Origin of the sequence: Hymenobacter guriensis (assembly GCF_015773195.1) — a bacterium.
In the GTDB taxonomy this organism is placed as follows: Bacteria; Bacteroidota; Bacteroidia; order Cytophagales; family Hymenobacteraceae; genus Hymenobacter; species Hymenobacter guriensis.
Window position 1 is genome coordinate 86,508 of record NZ_JADWYK010000007.1, and the last position, 24,961, is coordinate 111,468.

Below are 24,961 nucleotides of genomic sequence, written 5' to 3' on the forward strand. Positions count from 1 at the left end.
CTGCCTCTTCAGGTAAAAAAGACATCCGGTGCGGCGTTTAAAACTGCCAGAAGATTAGCTTTTGCGCAGCTGGTGGTCTGGCAGGTGGAGCAGGTAGTCGCCGTAGCCGCTTTTGCGCAGGGGCTCGGCAATGCGGCGCAGCTGGTCGGCATCAATAAAGCCCTGGCGGTAAGCTACTTCTTCAATGGAGCCTACCTTCAGCCCCTGGCGCTGCTCCAGCACCCGCACAAACTCGCCGGCCTGCATCAGGCTCTCGAAGGTGCCGGTGTCCAGCCAGGCGGTGCCACGGCCCAGGATGCCTACCTTCAGCTTGCCCCGGCGCAGATATTCCTGGTTTACGTCGGTAATTTCGTACTCCCCGCGCGGGCTGGGCTTCAGGTCGCGGGCAATCTGCACTACCTCGTTATCGTAGAAGTACAGCCCGGGCACGGCATAGTTGCTCTTGGGTTGGGCGGGCTTTTCCTCAATGCTGAGGGCCTTATTGTTTTCGTCGAACTCCACCACGCCGTAGCGCTCCGGGTCGTGCACGTGGTAGGCGTATACCACGCCGCCGTCGGGGTCGTTGTTTGACTTAAGCAGTTCTTCCATGCCTTCGCCGTGGAAGATGTTGTCGCCCAGCACCAGGGCCACTTTGTCGTCGCCAATGAAATCGGCCCCCAGCACGAAGGCCTGCGCCAGACCGTTAGGCACTTCCTGCACCACGTACTCGAAGTGGCAGCCCAAGCTGGCCCCATCACCCAGCAGCTTCTGGAACTGAGCCTGGTCGTGGGGTGTGGTGATGATGAGGATTTCGCGGATGCCCGCCATCATCAGAATGGACAGCGGATAATAAATCATCGGCTTGTCGTACACGGGCATGAGCTGCTTGCTGACGGCCAGCGTGAGCGGGTGCAGGCGCGTGCCGGAGCCGCCGGCGAGGATAATGCCTTTCATTGGAGAGGATGGTTAGCTTGTTAAATAGGTAAATGGCTGGTCGCTCAAGTGTGTTTGAACAGCCAGCCATTTACTCATTCAGCCGTTTGACAATTAATTCCTTTCGGCAATAAACTCCTGGTGGGTTTTAAACCACTCCAGGGTTTTCTGCAGACCTTCCCGGATGCGCACCTGCGGGTCGTAACCGAGCAGGCTGTTGGCTTTGCTGATGTCGGCCAGGGAGTCGCGGATGTCGCCGGCACGGTCGGGGCCGTACTCAGGCGTGATGTCGGAGCCGGCTTCTTCCTTCAGGATGTTGAACAGGTCGTTGAGGGAAGTGCGGTCGGCCACGGCCACGTTGTAGACCTGGTTTACGGCCTCGGGGTTGGTTGTCAGCGCCGCTTTGATGTTGGCCTGCACGCAGTTTTCCACGAAGGTGAAGTCGCGCGTCTGGCCTCCGTCGCCGTTCATGCGCGGGCGCTTGCCTTCCAGCACGGCATCAATAAAGAGCGGAATCACGGCGGCGTAGGCGCCGTTGGGGTCCTGGCGCGGGCCGAAGATGTTGAAGTAGCGCAGCCCGATGATTTCCATGCCGTAGGTTTTGCCAAACACGTCGGCGTACAGCTCGTTGGCATACTTCGTCACGGCGTAGGGTGACAGGGGCTTGCCGATGCGGTCCTCTACTTTTGGCAGGGCTTTATGGTCGCCGTAGGTGGAGGAAGAAGCGGCGTACACGAAGCGCTTCACCCCGGCTTCCTTGGCACCTACCAGCATGTTCACAAAGCCACCCACGTTCACGTCGTTGCTCGTAATCGGGTCGTTGATGGAACGCGGCACAGAGCCCAGCGCGGCCTGGTGCAGCACCACGTCGATGCCCTGGCAGGCGTCGATGCAGGTTTGCCGGTCGCGGATGTCGCCTTCAATCACGCGTAGGGCCGGGTTGTCTTCAAACAGCCGCACGTTCTTGCGGAAGCCGTTGGAGTAGTTATCCAGCACGCGCACTTCCTTGGCCCCGTACTTCAGCAGGTATTCCACCAGGTTGGAGCCAATGAAACCAGCGCCGCCGGTTACCAAGAAAGCCAGATTATCGAGTGGCTGGTCGTGAAAGGGAGTTTCGTACACGATGGTAATGTGTTGAAATGTGTAGAATGTGTTAAAATGTGAAAAACGAGGCGGTATGCGGGCAATAGTGAGTCCCACATTAGGCACATTTCCACACTTTTCACATTAACGTGCAGCGTACTGCTTCTGGTAGTAGTCCTGGTAGGCGCCGCTGGTCACGTGGTCGAGCCACTCCTGGTTTTCCAGGTACCAGTCTACGGTTTGTGCCAGGCCTTGTTCAAACGTCACGGACGGCTTCCAGCCAAGCTCCCGCATGATTTTGGAGGAGTCGATAGCGTAGCGCAGGTCGTGGCCGGCGCGGTCCGTCACAAACTTGATGAGCTGGCGGGAGGTTCCCTGGGGCTTGCCGGTTTTCTCATCCAGCGTGTCGCAGAGCAGATGAATCAGCTCGATGTTGGCCCATTCATTTACCCCGCCAATGTTGTAGGTGTCGCCCACTTTGCCTTTGTGAAACACCGCGTCGATGGCCGTGGCGTGGTCTTTTACAAACAGCCAGTCGCGCACGTTTTCGCCTTTGCCGTACACCGGAATGGGCTGCCCGTGCTGAATGCGGTGAATGGCCAGCGGAATCAGCTTCTCGGGGAAGTGGTTGGGGCCGTAGTTGTTGGAGCAGTTGCTGAGCTTAACGGGCAGGCCGTAGGTGTGGTGCCAAGCCCGCACGAAGTGGTCCGACGACGCCTTACTGGCCGAGTAAGGCGAGCGGGGGTCATAGGCGGTTTGCTCCGTGAACATCTCGGGGCCGAAATCCAGGGAGCCGTACACCTCGTCGGTGCTCACGTGGTAGAAGGTTTTGCCCTCGTAGCCGAGCGGCTTCCACAGGTTTTTAGCCGCGTTCAGCAGATGAACCGTACCCAGCACGTTGGTTTTCACGAAGGCCAGCGGATCCGTGATGCTGCGGTCTACGTGGCTTTCGGCAGCCAGGTGAATCACAGCATCGGGCTCTTCGCGGGCAAAGAGCTCATCCACGAAAGCCTGATCGGTAATGTCGCCTTTCACTAGCCGGTAGTTGGGCGTGTGCTCAATATCCCGCAGATTTTCGAGGTTGCCGGCGTACGTAAGGGCGTCCAGGTTCAGAATCTGGTACTCCGGATACTTCGTCACGAACAGGCGCACCACGTGCGACCCGATAAAACCGGCCCCGCCGGTGATGATGATTTTCATGAGGGAAATGTGCTGATGTGGGGAATGTGAAAAGTGTGCTGAATGATCCGTCAATTGATTTTCACATTCCCCACATTCTCTGATTTTTCACATTACAAAGTTTGCTGCCATTTCCAGGCGCTGGCCAGGGAGTCTTCGAGCGAGGTGGTGGTCTGAAAGCCCAGTTCCTGCACCGATTTGGTTACGTCGGCGTAGATGGCCGGCACGTCGCCGGCGCGGGGCTCCCCGATAACATAGTTGAGCTTCACACCGGTAGCCCGCTCAAATGCCTGCACCACCTCCAGCACGGAGTTGCCGCGGCCGGTGCCCACGTTGAAGGTTTCCACGGCCTCGCCGGCGCCATCGAGCAGGCGCTGCACGGCCGTCACGTGTGCTTTGGCCAGGTCCACCACATGCACGTAGTCGCGGATGTTGGTGCCGTCGGGCGTGTCGTAGGTGTTGCCGTAGATGGTGAGCTTTTCGCGGATACCGGCCGCCGTCTGCGTTACGAAGGGCACCAGATTCTGCGGTACGCCCAGCGGCAGCTCCCCGATCTTGGCCGAAGCATGGGCCCCGATAGGGTTGAAGTAGCGCAGCAAAATAGCCCGCACCGTGCTGGCCGGCGCGTGCACCACGTCCGTGATAATGTCTTCGCAGATCTTCTTGGTGTTGCCGTAGGGCGAGTTGGCCGGCTTGCGGGGCGTCAGCTCCGTTACGGGTAGCACGTCGGGCACGCCATACACAGTGCACGACGACGAAAACACCAGATGCGGCACCCCAAACTCCTGCATCACCGTGAGCAGCGTCAGCAGGGAGCCTACATTGTTCTGGTAGTAGGCCAGCGGCTTCTGCACCGATTCGCCCACGGCCTTGAAGGCGGCAAAGTGAATAACCCCGCGCAGGCTGCCTTCCTCCGCAAAAATGGCCCGCAGCGCCTCGGCGTCGCCGCAGTCGATGTGGTGGCAGGCAACGCGCACGCCCAGGATATCCTCAATGCCTCGCACCGACGACTCCTGCGAGTTGCTGAAGTCGTCGACAATGACCGGCTGAAAACCAGCCTCGTAGAGCTCTACCACGGCATGGGAGCCAATGTAGCCTGCGCCGCCCGTAACCAGAATTTTCGTCCGCTCCATCTTGAATGTGATTTAGTGCTTTAGTGGCTTAGTGATTTAACGAGTTCCTGTCCTACCTAGGCAGATAGCACATCAAACTCACTAAATCACTAAGCCACTAAAGCACCTTAGAGGCTCCAGTAAGCCAGGTCCTGAATCTTGTTGCGGAACAGGCCTTTGATGTCTACTACCACGGCCGGCTGGTTGGTGATGGACTTGAAATAGGCCTCGTCCAGCTCCGTGTAGCGCTGGTGGCTTACGGCCACCACAATACCATCGTAGTCGTTGCGGATTTCGCTTTCCGGCGTCAGGCGGAAGCCGTACTCGTGGTGCAGTTCGTCGCTATCGGCGTGAGGGTCGATGATGTCCACGTTCACCGAGAAGTTTTTCAGCTCCTGAATGACGTCGGCCACCTTGGAGTTACGGATATCTTCCACATTCTCCTTGAAGGTGGCGCCCATCACCAGCACACGGCTCTTGGCTACATCTTTGCCCTGCTTGATCATCGTCTGCACGGTTTTGCGCGCGATGTAAGCCCCCATGTTGTCGTTGGTAGTACGGCCGCTCAGAATCACCTTGGCATCGTAGCCCAGCTCCTTGGCTTTGTAGGTGAGGTAGTACGGGTCCACGCCGATGCAGTGGCCACCTACCAGACCGGGCGAGAACTTCAGGAAGTTCCACTTGGTGCCGGCCGCTTCCAGTACTTCGTAGGTGTTGATGTTCATGCGGTCGAAAATCATCGACAGCTCGTTCATCAGGGCGATGTTCACGTCGCGCTGCGTGTTTTCGATGATCTTGGCGGCTTCGGCTACTTTGATGGACGAGGCGCGGTGCACGCCGGCTTTCACCACCAGCTCGTAGACCTTGGCAATTTCCTCCAGCGACTCAGCGTCGCAGCCCGACACCACCTTCACGATGCTGCTGAGCGTGTGCTCCTTGTCGCCGGGGTTGATGCGCTCGGGCGAGTAGCCCACCTTGAAGTCTTCAGGAAACTTCAGGCCCGAAAGCTCCTCCATCACCGGAATGCAGTCTTCCTCGGTACAGCCCGGGTACACGGTGCTTTCAAACACCACGTAGTCGCCTTTTTTCAGCACTTTGCCCACGGAGCCCGAAGCACCCAGCAGCGGCTTCAGATCGGGCTGGGCATGCTCATCAATAGGCGTAGGCACGGCTACGATGAAGAACTGCGCTTCGCGAAGCACGTCCAGGGAGTCCGTAAACTCAATTGAGCATCCCTCAAAATCCTTGGCTTCCAGCTCGCCGCTTGGGTCGATGTTGTTACGCATCATTTCCACGCGCTTGGCATTTATATCAAAGCCAATCACGTTTAGTTTGCGGGCGAATTCGAGGGCAATGGGCAGGCCCACGTAGCCAAGGCCGATAACGGCTATTTTGGCCTGTTTCTGAAGAAGTTGCTCGTACACGGGTAACTGGTTAAAAGCTGGAGTTTATTGAATTTCAGGAAGCAAAGCCCCTACGGTCAGGGGCTGATACGGCAAACCCGGCCGTCGGTTAACTGGTACTGCTCGTGCGTTTCGGGGCAGGCGGCGCGGCCCGCTTTGTCGAAAGTTAGCCGGTGGCCTTGGGTGCTGAGCCAGCCACGCGGACGAGCGGGGTTGCCATAGACCAGCGCATAAGGGGCCACATCCTTCGTGACTACCGAGCCGGCCCCTACAAAGGCATATTCCCCGAGGCTTACCCCGCACACAATGGTGCTGTTGGCCCCAATGCTGACGCCCTGTGCCAGACGGGTAGGCAGGTAGTGGTCGGCACCCCGGCGGGGCACGGCGGCCCGGGGGTTCAGTACGTTGGTAAACACCACCGAGGGGCCCAGGAACACGTCGTCCTGGCACTCCACGCCGGTGTACAAACTCACGTTGTTCTGTACCTTCACGTTGCGGCCCAGCTTCACGCCTTCGGCCACAAACACGTTCTGGCCCAGGCTGCAGCCTTCCCCTAGCTCGGCCCCGGTGCTTACGTGCGTGAAATGCCAGATGTGGCACCCAGCCCCAACCCGGCAGCCCTCGTCGAGGACGGCGGTGGGGTGCGCGTAATAACCGGAAGCGTCAGCCATACAAAGTAAAGCCCGTGAGCAGGAATTGAGCCGGCAAAGGTAGGAGTTTTACCGCTTTAAGCAGCTCGTCAGGTGGGCGTTTCCGCATTACCGGTTACTAACGCCCCGCGCGGACCATTTACAGCCGGCAAAACCGCCCGTAACTAAGGTTGCCGGCCCGGCCACGCAGCCCGCACCATTCGGGCTTTGCCGAAGATATCCAGCTGAGCGGCGGCCCCGGTGTAGCCCAGCTGGTGCAGCAGCTCCAGCGTTTCGCGGGCAAACTGCTCGTTGATTTCAAAATACAGATTCCCACCGGCCGCCAGAAGCGTTTGACCAAGCCGGGCAATGCGGCGGTAGAACAGCAGCGGGTCGTGGTCGGGCACAAACAGCGCGGTGCCGGGCTCGTAGCCCAGCACGTTGGGACGCATCAGCGGCCGCTCGTTTTCCAGCACGTACGGCGGGTTGCTGACGAGCACATCCAGCGGCCCGCTTAGCGCCGGAGCCTCCTGCAGAATATCGACCAACTGAAAATCGACGGCTACCGAGTACTTGTGGGCATTGCGGCGGGCTACGGCCAGGGCTTCAGCTGAAACATCCACGGCCGTAAGCTGGCTGCCGGGCAGAGCCAGCGCCAGCGCCAGCGGAATGCAGCCGGAGCCGGTGCCCACATCCAGCATACGCAGGCCGGCGCGGCCCCGCTGCTCCTGTACAATCAGGGCTACCAACTCCTCGGTTTCAGGGCGCGGAATGAGGGTGGCGGGCGTGACTTCCAGCTCCAGGCCGGCAAAGTGCGCTACGCCCAGCACGTACTGCAGAGGCTCATGGCGCAGCAGCCGGGCCCGCACATTAGGCAAATCAGCCAGGTCGGCCTCGGCTACTTCTTCCCGGGCCCGCATGCTGCGCTGCAGGGGTGTGAGGTGCAGCAGATGCTCCAGCACCTGCCCGGCTATGGCAGCGGCTTCCTCGGGCGGGTACACGTCCTGTAGCGCGGTGGTAAGGTCGAGGGTGAGCTGGCGGAGCGTGGGCATGGGGCAAAGGTAGCGCCCGAAACCCCGGGGCCGCGTATCTTCACCGACCCATCTGCCTCCGCTCCGCCTATGCCTTTCTCCGATTTTGACCAGCTGATGATGCGCCGGGCCCTTGACCTGGCCCGCCTGGGTGCCGGCTACACGCGCCCCAATCCGATGGTCGGCTGTGTTATCACTCATCAAGGCCGCGTGATTGGGGAAGGCTGGCACCGGCGGTACGGCGGCCCCCACGCCGAGGTGAATGCCGTGGCCTCTGTGATGGAGCCGCACCTGCTGCCCGAAGCCCGCGTGTACGTGACCCTGGAGCCCTGCTCGCACTTCGGCAAAACTCCGCCTTGTGCCGACCTGCTGATCGAAAAGCGCGTGGCAGAAGTAATGGTGTGTAACCTCGACCCCAACCCGCTGGTAGCCGGCCGGGGCCTGCAAAAGCTGCGCGACGCGGGTATATCCGTAGAAACAGGGCTGCTGGAGGCGGAAGGCCGCTGGCTGAACCGGCGCTTCTTTACTTATCAGGAGCAGCAGCGGCCTTACGTGGTGCTGAAGTGGGCCGAAACCGCCGACGGCTACCTGGCAGGGCCGTATTTTCAGCCAGTGCCCATCAGCGGGGAGCTGGCGCGGGTGGCCGTGCACCAGTGGCGCAGCGAGGAGCACGCCATATTGGTGGGCACACGCACGGCCCTGCACGACAACCCCCGCCTGAACGTGCGTGAGTGGCCCGGCCAGGACCCCATTCGCCTCGTCATCGACAAAAACCTGAGCCTCCCGCCCACGCACAACCTCCTCGACGGCAGCCAGCCTACGGTAGTCTATACCTACCGCCACCGCGCTACCACCAACAACGTGGGCTACGTTACGCTGTCGGAGGCGGAAGACTTGTTTCCGCAGATTCTGGCCAACCTGCACCAGCGGCAGGTGCAGTCGGTGCTGGTGGAGGGTGGGCCTACGGTGCTCAACTCTCTGCTGAAAGACGGGCTATGGGACGAAATCCGCGTCATTCGCAGCCCGAAGCTGCTGGGCGGCGGCGTAGCAGCCCCGCACCTGGGCCTCACCGGCCTGCGGGAGCAGTTCACGTTAGGCGAGGACCAGGTGTTCGTGTATCGGAAAGGGTAATTCGGGTGATTGGGTGATACGTAACAGGTGACACAGGGAATGCCTGACCAACTGGAGCCAATTCGCTGCCTTGCTACCCACTCTACCGATTTTTACCTCGCAAGTCTTGACCTTTGTTCCGTAACAGCCCCGTGTTACTCTTGCCTGTTACCTGTAACCTCATCACCCAAAACACAATGGCTGAAGAACTGCACCTCGATACCACGCTCACCAAAGCCGAGCAATACCGGCAACTGCTGCCCCAGATTGAAGCCCTGACCACCGGCGAGCCTGACCTGGTAGCCAACCTGGCCAATACCGCGGCGGCGCTGCGGCAGGCTTTCGGGTTTTTCTGGGTGGGCTTTTATGTAGTGAAGGGCAACGAGCTGGTGCTGGGCCCGTTCCAGGGGCCGATTGCCTGCACCCGCATCCGGCACGGCAAGGGCGTGTGCGGCAGCAGCTGGGCACAAGCCGCCACTCTGCTGGTGCCCGACGTGGAGCAGTTTCCCGGCCACATTGCCTGCAGTTCCGAGTCGAAGTCCGAAATTGTGGTGCCCGTGCTGAAAGATGGGCAGGTAGTAGCCGTGCTGGACGTAGACAGCGACCAGCTGAACGACTTCAACCAGGACGACCAGCAGGCCCTGGAACAGCTTATGCAGATGGCCGCCCGCTGGTTTTAGTTTGGTGCCAATCGTGGGTTGCCTGTTGCTCGTCATGCTGAGCGCAGTCTGACAACTCACAACGGGCAACCAATAACTGACAGCTCTCAACCGAATTCCCGATGAAAAAGCCGTTTTACTCTCTTGGTGACTGGCGCCGCAACGTGGTGCTGATGGCCGCTGCCGCCAGTCTGGGCCTGGGTGCGCTGCCTGCCTGTTCTTCTGATAACCGCACCGATACGGAAACCGCCACCGGCGACTGGAGCGGCGAAACCTACAGCCAGGGCGTTATCACGGAAATGACCGAGGTGCAGCCGGGCAACTGGAAAATCACGGCCGAAAAGCCGGCCGGCAAGGAAGAGGTAGCCGCCATACTGCACCATTTCGATGGCAAGGTGGATACCCTGCAAGGCGCGGCCCTGCAAAAGCAGATGCAGGACTACAGCCGTCAGAATCCCGAAAACCGGGTGGCGGGCACGGGCATGATGGATGTGCTGATGTGGAGCGGCATCGGGTACATGGCCGGGCGCTTTCTCACCCCTAACCCCGGCTACTATGCCAACCCAGGCCTTATGCAGCGCAACATGGGCTGGCGCCAGGGCATTACCCGGGAGCGGGAAAACGAGGGCCGGGGCTTTTTTGGCCGGGGCTTCACGGGCGCCCGCAACTCGCGCTCGGCCGGGGTGCAGGAAAGCCCCTCGTTCCGGCGCTCGGCTTACCGCACCGGCACCTTCCGCAGCTCGGCTCCGCGCATGAGCCGTAGCAGCGGCTTCGGCAGCCGCAGTAGTGGTGGGTTTGGCGGGTAGCTTTTTAATGTGCTAATGTGGTTGAATGTGGACAAGGTGCTGATGCATGAGATGTCATAGTGCGCATCAAGCCAGTATTGACGCCACGCTAGCACCTTGTTCCCACATTAGCACATTGTCCACATTCAACCACATTAGCACATTAGAAACATGGTTTCCCTTCTTCCTCTTACCGGTGACGTGACGCCGGCCGTGCGGGCGCTGGGCTGGGACTGGGCCGTGGAAGATGCTTGTGCCGGCTATGTGGCCCGCGAAGCCGTGCAGGTGCCCGAGGCCGAGGCGGAGGCCCTGCTTGAGGCCGCCGACACGCTCTACGAAATGCTGGTGCAAGCCATTCCCGACCCTATCCCCGACGACCTGCTCCAACTGCTGGCTATTCCGGCCAACCTGTGGGCTGCCGTGCGTCACTCCTGGAACGACGAGCGGCACTGGCACCTCTACGGCCGCTTCGATCTGGCTCAGACGCCCGACGGCATCAAGCTCCTGGAGTTCAACGCCGATACCGCCACCAGCCTACCCGAAACCGCCGTGGTGCAGTGGGCCAGCCTGGTAGCTGCCGGTCAGGCCGACGAAGAGCGACAGGCAAACGGCTTGTTTGAGGGCCTGCAAAGTCAGCTGGAAGAATGGCGTCAGCTCAACCCCGACCTCGACCCCAGCCTGCTGCTGGTGCACCTGCCCGGCAGCGCCGAGGACGAAACCAACTGCGCCATCCTAGCTGAGGCGGCGCGGGCAGCCGGTTTTGCTACCGCGCACGTATGCTCCGTGGATGCTATGCAGGTGTCGGTGGCGGGCGAAGACCGGGGTGTTTGGGCGCAGGTAGGGCCGGAGCAGTGGCAGCGGTTCGGCTTCTTGTTCAAGCTGGTACCCTGGGAAATTCTGGCTGAGGAAGAGCCTGACCTCACCGCCGACCTTACGCACTTGCTCCTTTCCCGCGACGTCATCATTGCCAACCCGGCGTACGCGCTGCTATTCCAAAGCAAGGGTATGCTGGCCTGGCTCTGGAAAGTATTTCCGCATCACCCGCTGCTGTTGGAAGCCTCTCTGCAGCCGCTGGCGGGTCACGCCGTCAGCAAACCACTCTTTGGCCGCGAAGGCCAGAATGTGACAGAAGTTCAACCCAACGGGCAACTCGGTACCACCATCGAGGGCGAATTCGGTGAGCAGCCCCAGGTGCACCAGCGGTGGGCTGAGCTGCCAACCGACGCGCAACAGCGCCGCTACCAGGCCGGCGTGTTCTGGGCCGGCGAGGCCTGCGCCCTAGGTTTCCGCCGCGACGCGGGCTTTATCACCAACCTGTCCGAGTTCGTGCCCCACCTGCTGGTATAGCCGGCCCGGGCAGCAATGGAAGAAGCACTCGGGCAAAAAGTATTGCTTTGCACGGCGCATGTCATTGCTTTACATGCGCCGTGCAAAGCAATGACATGGTGCATGTCCTTGCTTTCTTTATTTCAAGCAAAGCAGAATTTCAAGCAAAGCAGAAAGCCAACTCAGCAGCCCAAAAGCAACGGCCGCTCCTGTGCAGGAGCGGCCGTTGTCGTAAAGAGAAAAGCAGGCTTTAGAAAATGCTGGGAGTGTCGGTTTTGAGCTGGGCGATGATGCTCTGACCACCTTTCACCTTTTCGCCGATCTGCACTTTCACCTCGGTGTCTACGGGCACGAAGATGTCGACGCGGGAGCCGAACTTGATAAAGCCGAACTCCTCGCCCTGGCTTACTTCATCGCCCTCGTTCACGTACCACACAATGCGGCGGGCCATAGCCCCGGCAATCTGCCGGAAAAGCACAAACGGCCCGGCTTCCGATTCTACCACCACCGTGGTCCGCTCGTTTTTGGTGCTGCTCTTGGGGTGCCAGGCCACCAGGTAGTTGCCGGGATGGTACTTGAAGTAGCGCACAATGCCCGACACCGGGTTGCGGGTAATGTGCACGTTGATGGGCGACATGAAGATGCTGATCTGCTTGCGCACGTCGTCGAAGTACTCCGGCTCGTGCACGTCCTCAATCACCACCACCTTGCCATCTACCGGCGAAATAATGTGGTCTTCGTGGGTGAGCAGGCGCCGGGCCGGGCTGCGGAAAAACTGCAGCAGCGTCAGAAATACGATGACGGATATAACCGCAAATACCTTGTTGAAGCCGTCGTTCTGCGCATTGTAGCGGTACAGCAGCAGGTTCACGGCCAGCAAGGCCAGCAGCGTAAAGAACAGAATACGTCGTCCTTCTTTGTGGATCTTCATAGAGCGTTGAGTTGCGCTGAAGACGCTTGGGGGCGCGGCCTCAGTCGTCAAGGCAGGGGTCGGGGTAAGGGCCGGTACAGCGGGCGTCCGTAGTGCATACGGGAATTCAGCCTTCAGCGGCGTACAAATATAGCCCGAGCCATGCGGCCCGGGCTATACGGAGAGAAATTTCTCGGTGTTCCTAGCCGGCTTAGAAGCCGCCGCGGTACTTATAGGTCTGGGCTACTTTGTCGATGGCCACCACGTAGGCCGCAATGCGCATCGGGATTTTATACTTCTGGCTCGTGGCGTACACTTTCTCGAAAGCGTCGGACATGATGCGGTCGGCGCGCTCGGTTACCATTTCCTCGGTCCACTTGAAGCCCTGGCGGTTCTGCACCCACTCGAAGTAAGATACCGTTACGCCGCCGGAGTTGGCCAGGATGTCGGGCACCACCATGATGCCCTTCTCGTTGATGATGGGGTCGGCCGAGGCCGAGGTGGGGCCGTTGGCACCTTCCACAATCAGGCGGGCCTTGATGTCGTGGGCGTTGTGTTCTGTGATGACGTCCTCCACGGCGGCGGGCACCAGCACGTCTACGTCAGCCAGCAGCAGGTCGTCGGCATTTTCCATCAGCACGGCACCGGTGTAGCCATCCAGACGGCCTTTGTGGGCGTTCTTGTAGGCAATGGCCTCGTCGATGTTGATACCGTTGTCGTTCCAGTAGGCCCCGCTTACGTCGGACACGGCCTTGATTTTCACGCCCTGCTCGCAGAGCAGCTTGGCGGCCCAGGAGCCCACGTTGCCGAAGCCTTGCACAGCGGCCGAAGCCTTATTGGGGTCCATGCCCAGCTTCTTCATGGCGGCCAGTGCCGATACCATCACGCCGCGGCCGGTAGCCTCGGTGCGGCCTAGGGAGCCGCCCATTACCAGGGGCTTGCCCGTAACTACGGCCGGGGAGGTAGCCCCTACGGTTTTGGAGAATTCGTCCATCAGCCAGGCCATTTCGCGGGGGCCGGTGCCCATGTCAGGGGCCGGAATGTCTTTGTCCGGGCCGAACACGTCCTTCAGCGCCAGCGTGTAACCACGCGTGAGTCGCTCGATTTCGCCGGGACTCATGGTGGTCGGGTCGCAGATGATACCACCCTTGGCACCGCCGTAGGGAATATCTACCACGGCGCACTTCCAGGTCATCCAGGCAGCCAAGGCCTTCACCTCGTCCAGGTGCACGTTCTTGTCGTAGCGGATGCCGCCTTTTGAAGGCCCCAGAATGGTATTGTGAATCACCCGGTAGCCCTCAAACACGCGCACCTTGCCGTTGTCCATCGTCACGGGGATGTGCACGATAACCTGCTTGTCGGGCGCTTTAAGAACATTGTAGGTTTCATCGTCGAGTCCCAGGATTTCCGTGGCCACGTTGAAGCGCGACATCATGGATTCCAGCGGGTTTTCGGCATCGACGCGGGGGGCGGGTTCTTTGTACACCGTGGTGGTAGCCATACGGGTGAAGAAAAAAGGGTGGAGGTGGGTGAAAACGGCGGGCGTACGGCAAGGGTGGAAATTTGCCTGGCACACCGCGAATTTTTAAGACGCCAAAGGTAGCAGTTTATGCCATACGCGTCCGCCTGCGCCCAGGATGTGGCGTAGGCTGGATTTGTGGGTGGCGCGGGCTTTCCGGGCTGTTACAGCTACGGTGGGCTTACCTTATAAGGCTGGATTCTTTCCGCGCCTCTAGCCCAGCAGCAACTGCAGCAAAGCCAGCACCGGCAGGATAAACAGGAAGGCGTCGAACCGGTCGAGCAGGCCGCCGTGGCCGGGCAGGATGCGGCCGGAGTCCTTCACCCCCACGCTGCGCTTGAGCATGGACTCGGCCAGGTCGCCGAGCGGGCCGAAGACGGCAACCACCCCGGCCACTACTAGGCGGTAAGCCAGTGGCAGCTCGGGCAGCAGGTAGCCCAGGGCCCAGCCTGTACCCAGCGTGAGCAGGAAGCCCCCGATGGCGCCTTCCCAGGTTTTGCCGGGCGAAATCTTGGGCGCCAGCTTGTGCTTGCCGAAGTTTTTGCCCGCCGCGTACGCCCCGATATCCGACGACCACACCAGCAGCAGCAGCGCGAAGATGCGGCGGTAGTCGTAGCCGTGCGCATCGAAGGCCAGCACGCTCAGCAGGCTCATGGGCAGGCTCACGTACAGCAAGCCCAGCAAGGCCACGCCCACGTTGGCAAACGGCGAAAATGGCTGGTTTTTGCGCGGCCAGGCATACATTTCCCGCAGGATGAGGATAGTGGGCAGGAGCAGCAACGGCAGGCTCAGAAGAGCACCTATGAAATTAGCAGGAAGGATGATTGTGTGCCAACCGGAAGCTACTGCATAATCATAGTTAACAGAGCCAATGGCACCCGCTTTGACAAGGAAAATGGAGGCGAATATTACAATACTCAACCCGCCGCCCAGCATAGCCGCCGGCTTGTAGCCGGCTTCCCGCATCATGCGGTAGAACTCCCAGAGCATCCGCATCTGCACCAGGGCAAAGAACAGCGCGAACGTCCAGGCGCTGTACCAGATGCAGAACAGCAGCACGATGGCGCCCAGCACGCCGTAGAGCAGGCGCTGCGCCAGGTTCGACATGGGCTTTTTCTCGGAAGCAGAGGAAGGGGCGGGAGCGGGAGAGTCGGGCAAGCAGCAGCAGCGTGAGAAGTCAGGAAAGAGAAAAAGTGGCGAAACCCGTCTACGTGGTCGGGCTGCCAGGGGCCGGCTCTACGCCGTGGCCGGTGAGGGTGTGCCCGACAGGCGGCGCCTGGCCCTCAACGACGAGGCCCGCGCCCGTGAGCGTATGGCTGACTACCGGTACCACCGGCACCCGAAACTGCTGGTAAGCCAGCCGCAACAGTCCCAGCGTGAGTACGGCCGAGAGCAGCATCCAGGGCCAGGGCAATGCCTCTGTAGAATCGGGGTCGTAGGAGGCGCCCAGGGCGCCGCGCTGCTGGGCGTAGAGCAGCAGAATCTGCACGGCGTTCTGAGCAAAGTGCGCGGCCATGGGCACCAGAATGTTGCCGCTCCAGGCGAAGAGGTAGCCCAAGACAGCCCCCAGCACCAGGCGCGGCACAAACCCAAAAAACTGCGTGTGAATGGCACTGAACAGAATAGCTGACAGCCACACGCCCGCGTGGTAGGAGCCAAACCAGCGCGTAAGCTGCTTCTGTACCACGCCCCGGAACACCAGTTCCTCGCTGATGGCCGGTACCACGGCAACAACTAGCAGCGCCACCAGAAGGCGGCCCGTGGACGTGAATTGAGTGAGGTACCGGGTGAGGTCCTGAGCCTGGGTTTCCTTTTCGCGGGCCCAAACCTCAAACTTGTGCATAAAGGTTGGAAACTGCGCGTCAGCGTTCCACGCAATCAGCCCCGACATAGCGGGCAGGCTGACCACAATGACTAAAGCCGCCAGCACCAGCCACCACCCCGATACAGGGCGGCGCGGGGCGAAGTACTCGGACCACGGCACACCCTGCGCTGAAGCCAGCGCCAGGGCCGCGCCCCCAAACCCGATCAGCAGCAGTAAGCCCTGCATCAACATAAGCGCGCTCCAGCCGTGGGCACTCAGCTGTGGGTTCCGGAGCAAGGCTTCAAACTCCTGCGTACTCCGAACGCCAAAGAACGCAATGCAAGCCAGCGCAACAAGAAAATACGCCAGGCAGGCTGCCCCTATGATCAGCGCAAGCAGCAGCAGCAGAGCGAGCAAGGGGTGTAGCCGGCTGGATACGAAACCTTTCATATGTGTTCGGGGTCTTGGGGCTTAAGATTCTGGGGGCTTGGGGGCCGGGCAACGTCTTTACGCAAGAACGTCAATCAAGACGCTAAGCCTCCAAGGCCTTAAGACCCTGATATAGTCGTAAATTTGCGCAAAATACTAGAATAGCCTGCCGTGGTACACATCCGCAACATTGCCCTGCCCGATTTCCCTCTTTTGCTCGCCCCCATGGAGGATGTGTCGGACCCACCATTCCGGGCCGTGTGCAAGCAGGGCGGCGCCGATTTGATGTACACCGAATTCATTTCCTCGGAAGGCTTGATTCGGGCTGCGGCCAAAAGCCGCCAGAAGCTCGACGTGTTCGACTATGAGCGGCCCATCGGCATACAGCTGTTCGGCTCCGATGTAGATACCATGGGCGAGTGCGCCCGCATCAGCACCGAGGCCGGCCCCGACCTCATTGACATTAATTACGGCTGCCCGGTGAAGCAGGTGGCCTGCCGCGGCGCCGGCGCGGCCCTGCTGCGCGACATCCCGAAGATGGTGCAGATGACGGAGGCCGTGGTGAAAGCCACCCACCTGCCCGTGACGGTAAAAACCCGATTGGGCTGGGACGACACCACCAAGAACGTGGAGGAAGTGGCCGAGCGCCTGCAGGATATCGGCATTGAAGCCCTTACCGTGCACGGCCGCACCCGCGTGCAGATGTACAAGGGCGAGGCCGACTGGCGGCTGATTGCGGCCATCAAGAACAACCCGCGCATCCGGATTCCCATCTTCGGCAACGGCGACATCGACTCGCCCCAGAAAGCCGTGGAGTACAAAAACCGCTACGGCGTAGATGGCGTCATGATTGGGCGTGCCGCCATTGGCTACCCCTGGATTTTTCGGGAGGTGAAACACTACGTGGCCACCGGTGAGCTGCTGGCCCCGCCCACCGTGGAAGAGCGGGTACAGGCCTGCCGCTTTCACTTCGACAAGAGCCTGGAATGGAAGGGCCCGCGGGCCGGGGTGTTTGAGATGCGCCGCCACTACGCCCAGTACTTCCGCGGCCTGGAAGGCGCCCGCCAGTGGCGCACCCGCTTGGTGGAAAGCAACGACCCCACGGAAATCCACGCCATCATGGACGAAATCATTGCCGCCGAACCGGTGCTGGTGGGGTAAGGTAGCCGTTTTGACAGCTGACCGTCATGCTGAGCGCAGCCGAAGCATCTCTACCGCTTTGTTCTCACGCCAGAAATTAGCCAGAGGTAAAGATGCTTCGGCAAGCTCAGCATGACGGTCTTATTTGTTGCTCTATTCCATCGTTTCCGTAGTATCTGCTACCGCTATGCCTATTGATACCCCCGCGCCAGCTGTTTCCATTGCGCCCGAGAATCCGCCCGTAGCCTCGCCCCCGCCCCACCGCGTACCGGCTTCGGCCTGGGGGCTGCTAATTTTGCTGGCGGGCATCTGGAGCACTTCTTTTATCCTGATGAAGAAGGGACTGGTAGTGTTTTCGGCCCTGGAACTGGGCGCTACCCGCGTCACGGTGGCGGCCCTCATTCTGCTGCCGTTTGCGTTGCGCCACGTGCGCCAGGTGGAGCGCAGCCGCTTTAAATGGCTGCTACTGAGCGGGGTGATTGGCACCCTCCTGCCCGCTTTCCTGTTTGCCTACGCCGAAACCAAAATAGCCTCGGGCCTGGCCGGCGTACTCAACGCCCTCACCGTGGCTTTCACTTTGCTAATGGGCGCCCTGTTTTTCGGGCAGCGAATTACAGGACTGCGGCTGGCCGGTATTGGCGTGGGCTTGCTGGGTACTATTGTGCTCATTGCCCTGGGCGGGAGCGGCGGCACGGCCACGCCCACTGGCGAGGGCAACGCCTGGTACGGTCTTTACATCGTGCTGGCCACGGTGGGCTACGGGGTGAGCATCAACATGATCAAGCACCACTTTCACGGCATTCCGGCGGTGGCTGTCACGGCGCTACTGCTCATGCTCATTGGCGGACCGGCGGTGCTGTACCTGCTACTTGGCACTCAGTTTCTGTACAAGCTCCAGCACGTGCCCGGCGCCTGGACGGCCTTCGGCTACATTGCCCTGCTGGCCACCATGAGCACCGCCGTGGCTATGATTCTGTTCAACAAGCTCATTCAGCAGTCTACGCCCCTGTTTGCTTCTTCCAATACTTACCTCGTGCCCGTAATGGCGCTGGCCTGGGGCGTGCTCGATGGCGAAACCATCAACAGCTGGCACTTGCTGGGCATGGCCATTATCCTGCTCAGCGTATTTATCATCAACCGGGCGAAGTAAGGCAGAACCGACGTTCGTTGCTTTGACTACGCCTCACCATGACAGCACTTCCTCTTAAAACCCCACCAACAAGCTGAACTGCGTCCATTTATGGGAGCGGGCTCCTTCGAATTCCGGAGAAATCCAGCTGGCGGAGGTTTCCAGCCTCACGCCGGCGTAGCCCAGGCCGAGCGTGCCGGTGCCCAGGGCCACTGTGCGGCTGATAGCTTGAGCAGGCAACGCGTAGGGGTTGTCGCGGCGGAGCAAGCCGCCCTGCAGGGTAGCGTCGTAGCCCACGGCGCGGCCTTCCAAGCGCATTTCTGTGTAGAGTTGCACGCGGCGCTGGCCGGATCGACTGGCGCGGCTGGTCACACCCAGATTCGCGAAATAAGGATCAAGCAACCCCACGCGCAGGCGAGCATCGGCGGAGGCGTAGGTGCGCAGGGAGCTGAGGCTAGCCGTGGCCCCGCCAATCAGCTCCACGGCCCGGCCCACACGGGCAAGTTGTCCTTCGAGTCGTCCCGAGTAGCCTAGTATCAGGTCATTCTGAATCTGGTAGTCCCAGCCCCGGGGAGTGGGGGCACCCAGCCATTCGTGCAGCTTGGTTTGAAACCCTTTGGCTCCAGCAGCTGGCCCAATGACGCCGAGCTGCAGCCCCATAGTCAGGCGCAGGCGCTGGGTTGGCTGGTTGAGGATGCGAAAGAAATCGGCGTAGAGGTAGGCAGCATAGGGCCGGTCACCTACCCGAATGAAGGCATCCTGAATGCGCAGCGGCGTGAATCCATCATAGTGCACCCGCACACCAAAATACTCAGTGCCCTTGGCCGGCCCCAGGCGCAGCAGGTGGTGGGTGGGCAGCCAGGCCAGGGCGGGGTGCACCACCGTGCCCGTCATGCCCTGGGTGAAGTAGTAGTCGGTGCGGAAGTAGGCGTCGTTGGCAAAGGTGTAGCCAATGAGACGTTCGGGACTGAGGAAGGCGGAGCCGGGAGAGGCGGTGGCCACCTGGGCAGCCGCGCCCACTGGCAGCAGGCCCAGTAGCCCGCTTATTACGGCCCAGCGAAGTCGGTAATGTAGCATCAGGAACTACATACGCAGGGTTGCGGCCGGCCGGGTTTGGCACTTTGGCTAGGCAGAATGCCCGCTGGCCTAAATAGCTACGCATTAGGCGCTTCCGAAACCCGGACAGACTTTAAAGCGGCGCATCGTGCAGGTACGGCCATTCATGGAAGCGGGGTGGCAGGGCCAGGCGCCTGGGGTGAGCCAGCAGGTACTGCCGGACGCGACTGAGCTCGGCCGCATCGAGTACCGGCAGGTGGTGAAAACCCGTCTGCCAGAAGTCGGCTTCGGATGGGAGCTGGCCGCGCAGCAGGCGGCGGGCCTGGGTGGCGGTGCGCTGGTGCAGCAGCTCCACGGCTTTGTAGAGGGAAAGGCCCGCGCTGGCCGGCAGATGCAGCACTGCGTGCAGGTGGTTGGGCAGCAGTACGAAGCACGGCACCCGCAGCCCCTGCTCCTCCAGCATCAGCAGCTCCCCGGCTACCATTTCGGCCAGCTTTTCCTTTTCCAGGTACGCCCCGCCCACCGTGGCCGCGTCGAGCAGGGCATCGAAGTCGGCGAAGAAACGCTTGTCGGCGCGGCGGTGCAGGGCCTGGGCTTCTTCGGGCGAGGAAGCTTGCCGGGCCGCTTCCTGAGCCGACACGCGACGGGCGTGCAGTTCCCGGCCAGCCCGCCCGGGAACCGAGCCCGCCAGGCGGAGAGTAAGCAGCAGGGTTTCGCCGGGAGGTAGCATAGGTTTCAGACCGCAGAGGACGCGGAGGTTAGCGCGGAGGGCGCGGAGCTGTTCTATCAGTCGGCTGGCTTCAGTATCCCGTTGACTTCCACCAGCTCGCCCCGCGCCAGTAGGTCCGCTACTATGGGTTCCAGCTGCTGGCGCATGTCGTCGCTGAGGCGGGCAAAGCCCAGCAGGCGCACGGCCGGCAGAAACACCGCCTCGCGGGGCAGGGCAAAGCTTTGCGCTACCACGGTGCGCAGGGCCAGGGCCAGCTCCTCCGGCGCCACGAAGGCGAGCTTGCGGGAAATGGCCGGCAGCTGGCTTCGGTCGCGCAGGGGCGGCGTCTGCATGGCAGGGGTCCACAGAAAGTCACCTTCCTGGCGTAGGTGGCGCAGGTTTTTCGCCAGTAAAGCGGCTTCGCGGCCCGCTTTGCGGATGCGGGCGCCCACCTGGCTGGCGCCGCTGGCATTGGCCAGGCGCCGGGTGGCTTCTTCGATATGCACCGGGCTTTCTATCTGCACCACCTGGCTGAGCCAGCCCGCCAACTGCCCCAGGCTATACTGATGCAGCTCCTGCCGCCGGATGGCATCGGGCAACAACGCTACCTGGTAAAGCACTACGGGCGGATTGACATTGGCTTCTGCGGGCTCTTCGCGCTCCAGCGCGGCGGGTTCGGGCAACGGCTCATCATTCGGCCCGTCGGGCTCATCCAGGGCGGCCAGGCGGCGGGCTTCCTCAATGGCCTGCACGGCCCGCTCGGTTTCCCGAGCCGGGTTGCGGAACCAGTCGGTGCTCCAGATGCGGTGGAGGCGCCAGCCCACGGCCTCCAGTACCTGCTGGCGCAGCCGGTCCCGGTCGCGGGCCGAGCGGGCGGAGTGGTACATGGCCCCGTCGCACTCGATGCCCAGCACGTAACGCCCCGGCTGCTCGGGGTCCACCACGGCCAGATCGATGAAGAAGCCCTGGGAGCCGATCTGCGGGCGCAGCTGGTAGCCCCGGGCCGTGAGGGCGCGGTGCACCGCTTCTTCGAAGGGCGACTCCATTTCGCGGCCGGTTTCCTCGTTCTGGTTCAGGCGGCCGTGCTGGGCGAAGTTCAGGAAGGTTTTGAGCGCGGCCACGCCCCGGGCGCGGGTCCGGCTCAGGTCCAGATCATCGGCGGTGAGGTTGGTGAAGACTTCGCAGCGCTGCCGGGCCCGGGTGATGAGCACGTTGAGGCGCCGCTCCCCGCCTTCCCCGTTCAGCGGCCCAAAGCTCATCGAGAGGTAGCCCTCCCTGGTGCGCCCGTAGCCGATGCTGATCAGAATCACGTCCCGCTCGTCGCCCTGCACGTTTTCCAGGTTCTTAATGAAGAAGGGCTCGTGGCGGTGCGCGGCGAAGAAAGCCTCGGTTTCGGGGTGCTGGCGGCGCAGCACTTCCAGCGCGTCCTGAATGGCCTGGCGCTGCACGGTGCTGAAGGCCACCACGCCCAGCGTGAGCCGGGGCGTGGTGCGGGCGTGGTGCAGCACGGCTGCGGCCACCGCCTGCGCCTCCCGCGGGTTGGTGCGCGTGGTACCCCGCTCGTAGTAGGTTTCGGGCAGGTGATGGTAGACCAAGCCCAGCTGGCCCTGCCCGCCAGGGCTAGGGAAAATCACCAGCTTGTCTTCGTAAAACAGGTGGTTGGAAGCCGCAATCAGGGACTGGTGCAGGGAGCGGTAGTGCCAGCGCAGCATCCGCTCGGGCATCTGACGGGCCTTGCACAGCTCCAGGATGCTCTGTATGTCGGCCGTTACGTTTTCCTCGTCGGCGGCCTCGCCGGTACCGGTCAAAGAGTCGAAGAAGGATGTGGGCGGCAGCTGCTTGGAGTCGCCCACCACCACCAGCTTTTTGCCCCGGGCAATGGCCCCCAGCGCATCCACCGGTTTCACCTGCGAGGCTTCATCGAACACCACCAGGTCGAACTCCACCGCGCCGGGCGGCAGGAAGCTGGCCACCGACAGCGGCGACATCATAAACACCGGCTTGATGGCCTGCACCGCCCGGCCGGCCTTCTGCATGAGCTGGCGAATGGGCAGGTGGCGGGTTTTCTTGGCGAATTCGTTTTTGAGGATGGCCATCTGCCCGCCGGCCGTGGGCAGCTGCGGGTTGGGCAGGCTCTCGTGGTGCCGCGTCATGGCGCGGGCGCGGTTGTGCAGCAGGCTGGCGCGGTCGGCGGCGCGGAAGCGGGCGGCGGTTTCCTCGTGGCTGGCGCGCTCAAACTGCCGTAGCGCTGGGTGCTGCTCGTAGGCCTGTTTCTGCAAAAACTCCAGCCAGGTCTGGCGCACGGCGGCCCGCAGGTGCTGCCCCGCATCGGGCCAGGCTTCGGCCAGCACTAGCAGTTCGGGCCGGTGCTCGGCCTGGGCCGCGGCGGCTACGTTGTTCCATTCCGTGGCCAGGTGCAGCTCGGGCAGGTGAGCCTGCCAGGCGGCCAGCACGGCGCTCTGCTCTTTGAACGGCTGAAACTGCAGCCGGCCTTCCGGACCGAAACGCCGGACCTCGTTCAGGCGCAGCGCCTCCACCACCGCCTGCACGGCCGTGCGGTGCTCGGACAGCGCCGCTTCCAGGCCAGCCAGCAGCTTGCTCAGTTCGTCGGGCATTGTGGCGAAGCCGGGCTGCTCGGCTGTAGCGCCGTTATGGCCTTGGGTGCCGCTCCGGCTTGCCAGGTAGCTGAGCAGAGCGGCAGGCAGCTCGCCCCGCTGAATGCGCTGGTGGGTGAGGGTAAGGTAGTCGGTGGTGCGGCGCAGGACTGGCCAGTCGGAGCGCAGCTCCTGCCAGCCGGAGCCGAATAGCCGTTGGCCGAGGCTGCGGGCGTCGGCCACAGCCTGGGCGTGGCGGCCGGCGTCGTGCACCGCGTCGATGGCGGCGACCAGGGTGGCGGGCTCGGCGGGCAGTACCGTGCGCCACAGGCTTTGCAGGCGTTTGCGGGCCCGGCGGAAGTCGCCGCTCAGCAATTTCCACCATTTGTCGCCGTACGCCAGCACCGCCGCACGCTCAGTCAGCAGCTGCTGTTGCCAGGCTTCGGGCAGCAGCAGGGCGTCGTATTGCTGATGCAGGGCATTGTGCTCGGCCCCGGCCTGCAGAATTTCGTGCAGCTGACTGGCTTGCTGCGCCCAGGCTGCATCGGCCATGGCCACGCCGGCCAGGGCCGGGGCCAGCTGCGCGTGACGGGCGGCGGGCAGCAGGGCCTCGGCGGCAGCGCGGGCAGCCGGCACCGGGAGCTGCAGGTGCAGGGCCAGGGCTTCGGCCTGCTGCTGCAGCGCGGCTACGGCTGCGGCGGCCCGCTGCAGGTGCCGGGTTAGCTGGTCCTGGTCGGCGGGCAGCAGCACGGTCAGCTCGCTGCCCCAGAAGCGCAGCTGCTTGGGGGCGCCGGTTTTGAGCAACGTGGCCTGCAGGCGGGCCGCCAGGTCTTCGGCGTGGGCAGCATCGGCATCGGTCCACTCCGGCAGCCCGCTGAACGGAACGCGCGCCAGCTCTGCCCCGCCCTGCTCGGTGCGCAGGCGCAGCAGCTCGCCGGTCACCTGCTGGGCGGTGCGGCGGCTGCGACCAATGGGCGCATTCACGGCCAGGGCGTAGTCGTTGAGGGCGAGGCGGTAGCGCGGCAGCTGATCGGTCTGGTCCTGCACGGCCGCAACGGCAGCGGGCCGACCGAGGGCCAGCGTGGCCCTCAGCTCGTCGTGCAGGCTTTTCTTGTTGGCTTTGTGGCTGTGCAGCTCCAGGCAGGCCACGCCCAGCCCCAGCGCATCGAGGCGGCGCTTGACTACTTCTAGGGCGGCCATTTTCTCGGCCACGAACAGCACTTTCTTGCCCGCCCCGATAGCCTCGGCCAGCAGGTTGGCAATGGTCTGCGACTTACCGGTGCCGGGCGGGCCCTGGATGACGAGGTTGCGCCCCTCCTGCACGGCCAGCAAAGCCAGCAGCTGTGAGGAGTCGGCATCGAGCACCTGGTGCAGCTCGTGAGCCGGGCTTTCGGTGTCCAGAAACGCCTGCTCGCCCACGCTCGGCGCGGTATCGTCGAAGCCGGTTTCGTGGTCGAGCAAAGCCCGAATGGCCGGGTGCTCCAGCAGCATGGACGTACCCTCAGCCGTGGCAGGCCAGGTGGCCGGGTCCAGGTCACGGTAGAGCAGCAGCTTGCTGAAAGAGAAGAAACCCAGCGCAATGGCATCGGCCTCCACGCTCCAGCGGCTGCGGCCACCCAGGGCCGCCTGCACGGCCGCAAAGTAGTCGGGTAGCGGCTGGATGTCAAAGTCGGGCAAAGGCAGCAGGATGCCGAAGTCGGCTTTCAGGCGGGCCTGCAGGCTAAGGTTGCCTTCCACCTCGGCCCCGGAGTAGGTAAGCTTAAACCGCTCGGCTACCGCGCCGCGCTCCAGCACCACGGGCACCAGCACCAGCGGGGCCTGACGGGGCTCTGGGCTGCTTTCCGCATCGTACCAGTTGAGCTGCCCCAGCGCCAGGTAGAGGACGTTGACGCCGGTTTCTTCCAGGCTGGTGCGGGCTGTGTAGTAGGTGTTGAGCAGCCGGCTTTCCAGCTTGTCCACCGGCTCATCGGTTTGCAGCTTGTTGTCGGTGAGGGCCTCACCCCCCCGGCCCCCCTCTCCCGTGGAGAGGGGGGAGCCTGACATCAGCAACGGGGTGGGGCTGCTTCGCTCGCGCTGCGCGGCCCCACCGGCGGTTACTGGTTCTGTGACTTCGGGCGGAGCGGTTTTGGCGCTGGTAGGTGGGGCGGCGACTGGTAACTTAGGCTTCTCCGGCGCAGAGGCGGCGAAGTACATGGTTTTTCCTTGTCGCACCAGCAGATCGAATACCGGCGCCGACTGCTCCCGCACCACCTTTACACCCCGCGCCGGGGAGGGCCGAAAGTTGAGCAGGGGGTTGCGCAGGCCTAGATCGAGCAGTTCCTGGCGCGAGGCTTCGAGGCGGGCGGCTAGCGTAGCATCACCGGGCATAGTACATCAGGATAAATACTAAGTGAAGTAGGTGCCAAACGCAGCAAACCCGCCACCTGCAACAGCTGACGGGTT

The 24,961-nt window shown here is 62.3% G+C and carries 20 protein-coding genes; 6 read left to right on the forward strand and 14 right to left on the reverse strand.

Features of this window, described 5'->3' with window-relative positions:
- Positions 1-54: 54 nt before the first annotated feature.
- From rfbA to prmC, 7 genes are all read right to left on the reverse strand, one after another.
- Positions 55-933 carry a glucose-1-phosphate thymidylyltransferase RfbA gene (gene rfbA / locus I5L79_RS12820; RefSeq protein ID WP_196955457.1) on the reverse strand — a complete coding sequence of 293 codons (879 nt, stop codon included), beginning with the start codon at positions 931-933 and terminating at the stop codon, positions 55-57.
- 93 nt (positions 934-1,026) lie between these two features.
- Positions 1,027-2,034 (reverse strand): SDR family oxidoreductase, encoded by a 1,008-nt coding sequence (locus I5L79_RS12825; protein ID WP_196955458.1) that lies wholly within the window; start codon positions 2,032-2,034, stop codon positions 1,027-1,029.
- Positions 2,035-2,139: 105 nt separating this feature from the next.
- The gene (rfbB, locus tag I5L79_RS12830; protein WP_196955459.1) at positions 2,140-3,195 is read right to left on the reverse strand and encodes a dTDP-glucose 4,6-dehydratase; all 1,056 of its coding nucleotides are present in this window, start codon (positions 3,193-3,195) and stop codon (positions 2,140-2,142) included.
- 92 nt (positions 3,196-3,287) lie between these two features.
- On the reverse strand, positions 3,288-4,307 hold the full coding sequence (gene galE / locus I5L79_RS12835; protein ID WP_196955460.1) for a UDP-glucose 4-epimerase GalE: 1,020 nt from the start codon (positions 4,305-4,307) through the stop codon (positions 3,288-3,290).
- A 107-nt stretch (positions 4,308-4,414) separates the two neighbouring features.
- Complete coding sequence (locus tag I5L79_RS12840; RefSeq protein ID WP_196955461.1) at positions 4,415-5,710, reverse strand: nucleotide sugar dehydrogenase; 1,296 nt, start codon at positions 5,708-5,710, stop codon at positions 4,415-4,417.
- A gap of 56 nt (positions 5,711-5,766) precedes the next feature.
- Positions 5,767-6,360, reverse strand: a complete 594-nt coding sequence (locus I5L79_RS12845; RefSeq protein ID WP_196955462.1) for an acyltransferase — start codon at positions 6,358-6,360, stop codon at positions 5,767-5,769.
- Positions 6,361-6,503: 143 nt separating this feature from the next.
- A complete protein-coding gene (gene prmC, locus I5L79_RS12850) occupies positions 6,504-7,370 on the reverse strand; it encodes a peptide chain release factor N(5)-glutamine methyltransferase (protein ID WP_196955463.1) in 867 nt (288 codons plus the stop codon).
- 69 nt (positions 7,371-7,439) lie between these two features.
- On the opposite strand from prmC, the gene ribD reads away from it, so the two are divergent.
- The 4 genes from ribD (at position 7,440) to I5L79_RS12870 (ending at position 11,250) form a co-directional block, all read left to right on the forward strand.
- Complete coding sequence (ribD, locus tag I5L79_RS12855) at positions 7,440-8,480, forward strand: bifunctional diaminohydroxyphosphoribosylaminopyrimidine deaminase/5-amino-6-(5-phosphoribosylamino)uracil reductase RibD (protein ID WP_196955464.1); 1,041 nt, start codon at positions 7,440-7,442, stop codon at positions 8,478-8,480.
- 176 nt (positions 8,481-8,656) lie between these two features.
- Entirely contained in the window at positions 8,657-9,139 is a 483-nt protein-coding gene (locus tag I5L79_RS12860; RefSeq protein ID WP_196955465.1) for a GAF domain-containing protein, read from the forward strand.
- 101 nt (positions 9,140-9,240) lie between these two features.
- Complete coding sequence (locus I5L79_RS12865) at positions 9,241-9,924, forward strand: hypothetical protein (RefSeq protein WP_196955466.1); 684 nt, start codon at positions 9,241-9,243, stop codon at positions 9,922-9,924.
- A gap of 150 nt (positions 9,925-10,074) precedes the next feature.
- On the forward strand, positions 10,075-11,250 hold the full coding sequence (locus I5L79_RS12870) for a glutathionylspermidine synthase family protein (RefSeq protein ID WP_196955467.1): 1,176 nt from the start codon (positions 10,075-10,077) through the stop codon (positions 11,248-11,250).
- A gap of 229 nt (positions 11,251-11,479) precedes the next feature.
- Here I5L79_RS12870 and I5L79_RS12875 read toward each other — a convergent pair whose 3' ends face one another.
- The 4 genes from I5L79_RS12875 to I5L79_RS12890 form a co-directional block, all read right to left on the reverse strand.
- Positions 11,480-12,160 (reverse strand): phosphatidylserine decarboxylase family protein, encoded by a 681-nt coding sequence (locus I5L79_RS12875; protein WP_196955468.1) that lies wholly within the window; start codon positions 12,158-12,160, stop codon positions 11,480-11,482.
- A 190-nt stretch (positions 12,161-12,350) separates the two neighbouring features.
- Entirely contained in the window at positions 12,351-13,640 is a 1,290-nt protein-coding gene (locus tag I5L79_RS12880; protein ID WP_196955469.1) for a Glu/Leu/Phe/Val family dehydrogenase, read from the reverse strand.
- 231 nt (positions 13,641-13,871) lie between these two features.
- Complete coding sequence (locus tag I5L79_RS12885) at positions 13,872-14,816, reverse strand: phosphatidate cytidylyltransferase (RefSeq protein ID WP_196955470.1); 945 nt, start codon at positions 14,814-14,816, stop codon at positions 13,872-13,874.
- A 49-nt stretch (positions 14,817-14,865) separates the two neighbouring features.
- Positions 14,866-15,912, reverse strand: a complete 1,047-nt coding sequence (locus I5L79_RS12890) for a CPBP family intramembrane glutamic endopeptidase (protein WP_196955471.1) — start codon at positions 15,910-15,912, stop codon at positions 14,866-14,868.
- 150 nt (positions 15,913-16,062) lie between these two features.
- On the opposite strand from I5L79_RS12890, the gene dusB reads away from it, so the two are divergent.
- Together dusB and I5L79_RS12900 are read left to right on the forward strand one after the other, a co-directional pair.
- Positions 16,063-17,052, forward strand: a complete 990-nt coding sequence (gene dusB / locus I5L79_RS12895; protein ID WP_196955472.1) for a tRNA dihydrouridine synthase DusB — start codon at positions 16,063-16,065, stop codon at positions 17,050-17,052.
- Between the two features lie 166 nt (positions 17,053-17,218).
- Positions 17,219-18,181, forward strand: a complete 963-nt coding sequence (locus I5L79_RS12900) for a DMT family transporter (protein WP_196955473.1) — start codon at positions 17,219-17,221, stop codon at positions 18,179-18,181.
- A 54-nt stretch (positions 18,182-18,235) separates the two neighbouring features.
- Here I5L79_RS12900 and I5L79_RS12905 read toward each other — a convergent pair whose 3' ends face one another.
- From I5L79_RS12905 to I5L79_RS12915, 3 genes are all read right to left on the reverse strand, one after another.
- Positions 18,236-19,237, reverse strand: a complete 1,002-nt coding sequence (locus I5L79_RS12905; protein ID WP_196955474.1) for a lipid A deacylase LpxR family protein — start codon at positions 19,235-19,237, stop codon at positions 18,236-18,238.
- Between the two features lie 112 nt (positions 19,238-19,349).
- A complete protein-coding gene (locus I5L79_RS12910) occupies positions 19,350-19,946 on the reverse strand; it encodes a transposase (protein WP_196955475.1) in 597 nt (198 codons plus the stop codon).
- Positions 19,947-20,002: 56 nt separating this feature from the next.
- Positions 20,003-24,886, reverse strand: coding sequence for a DUF3320 domain-containing protein (locus I5L79_RS12915; RefSeq protein WP_196955476.1), 4,884 nt, complete (start codon positions 24,884-24,886; stop codon positions 20,003-20,005).
- Positions 24,887-24,961: the final 75 nt, after the last annotated feature.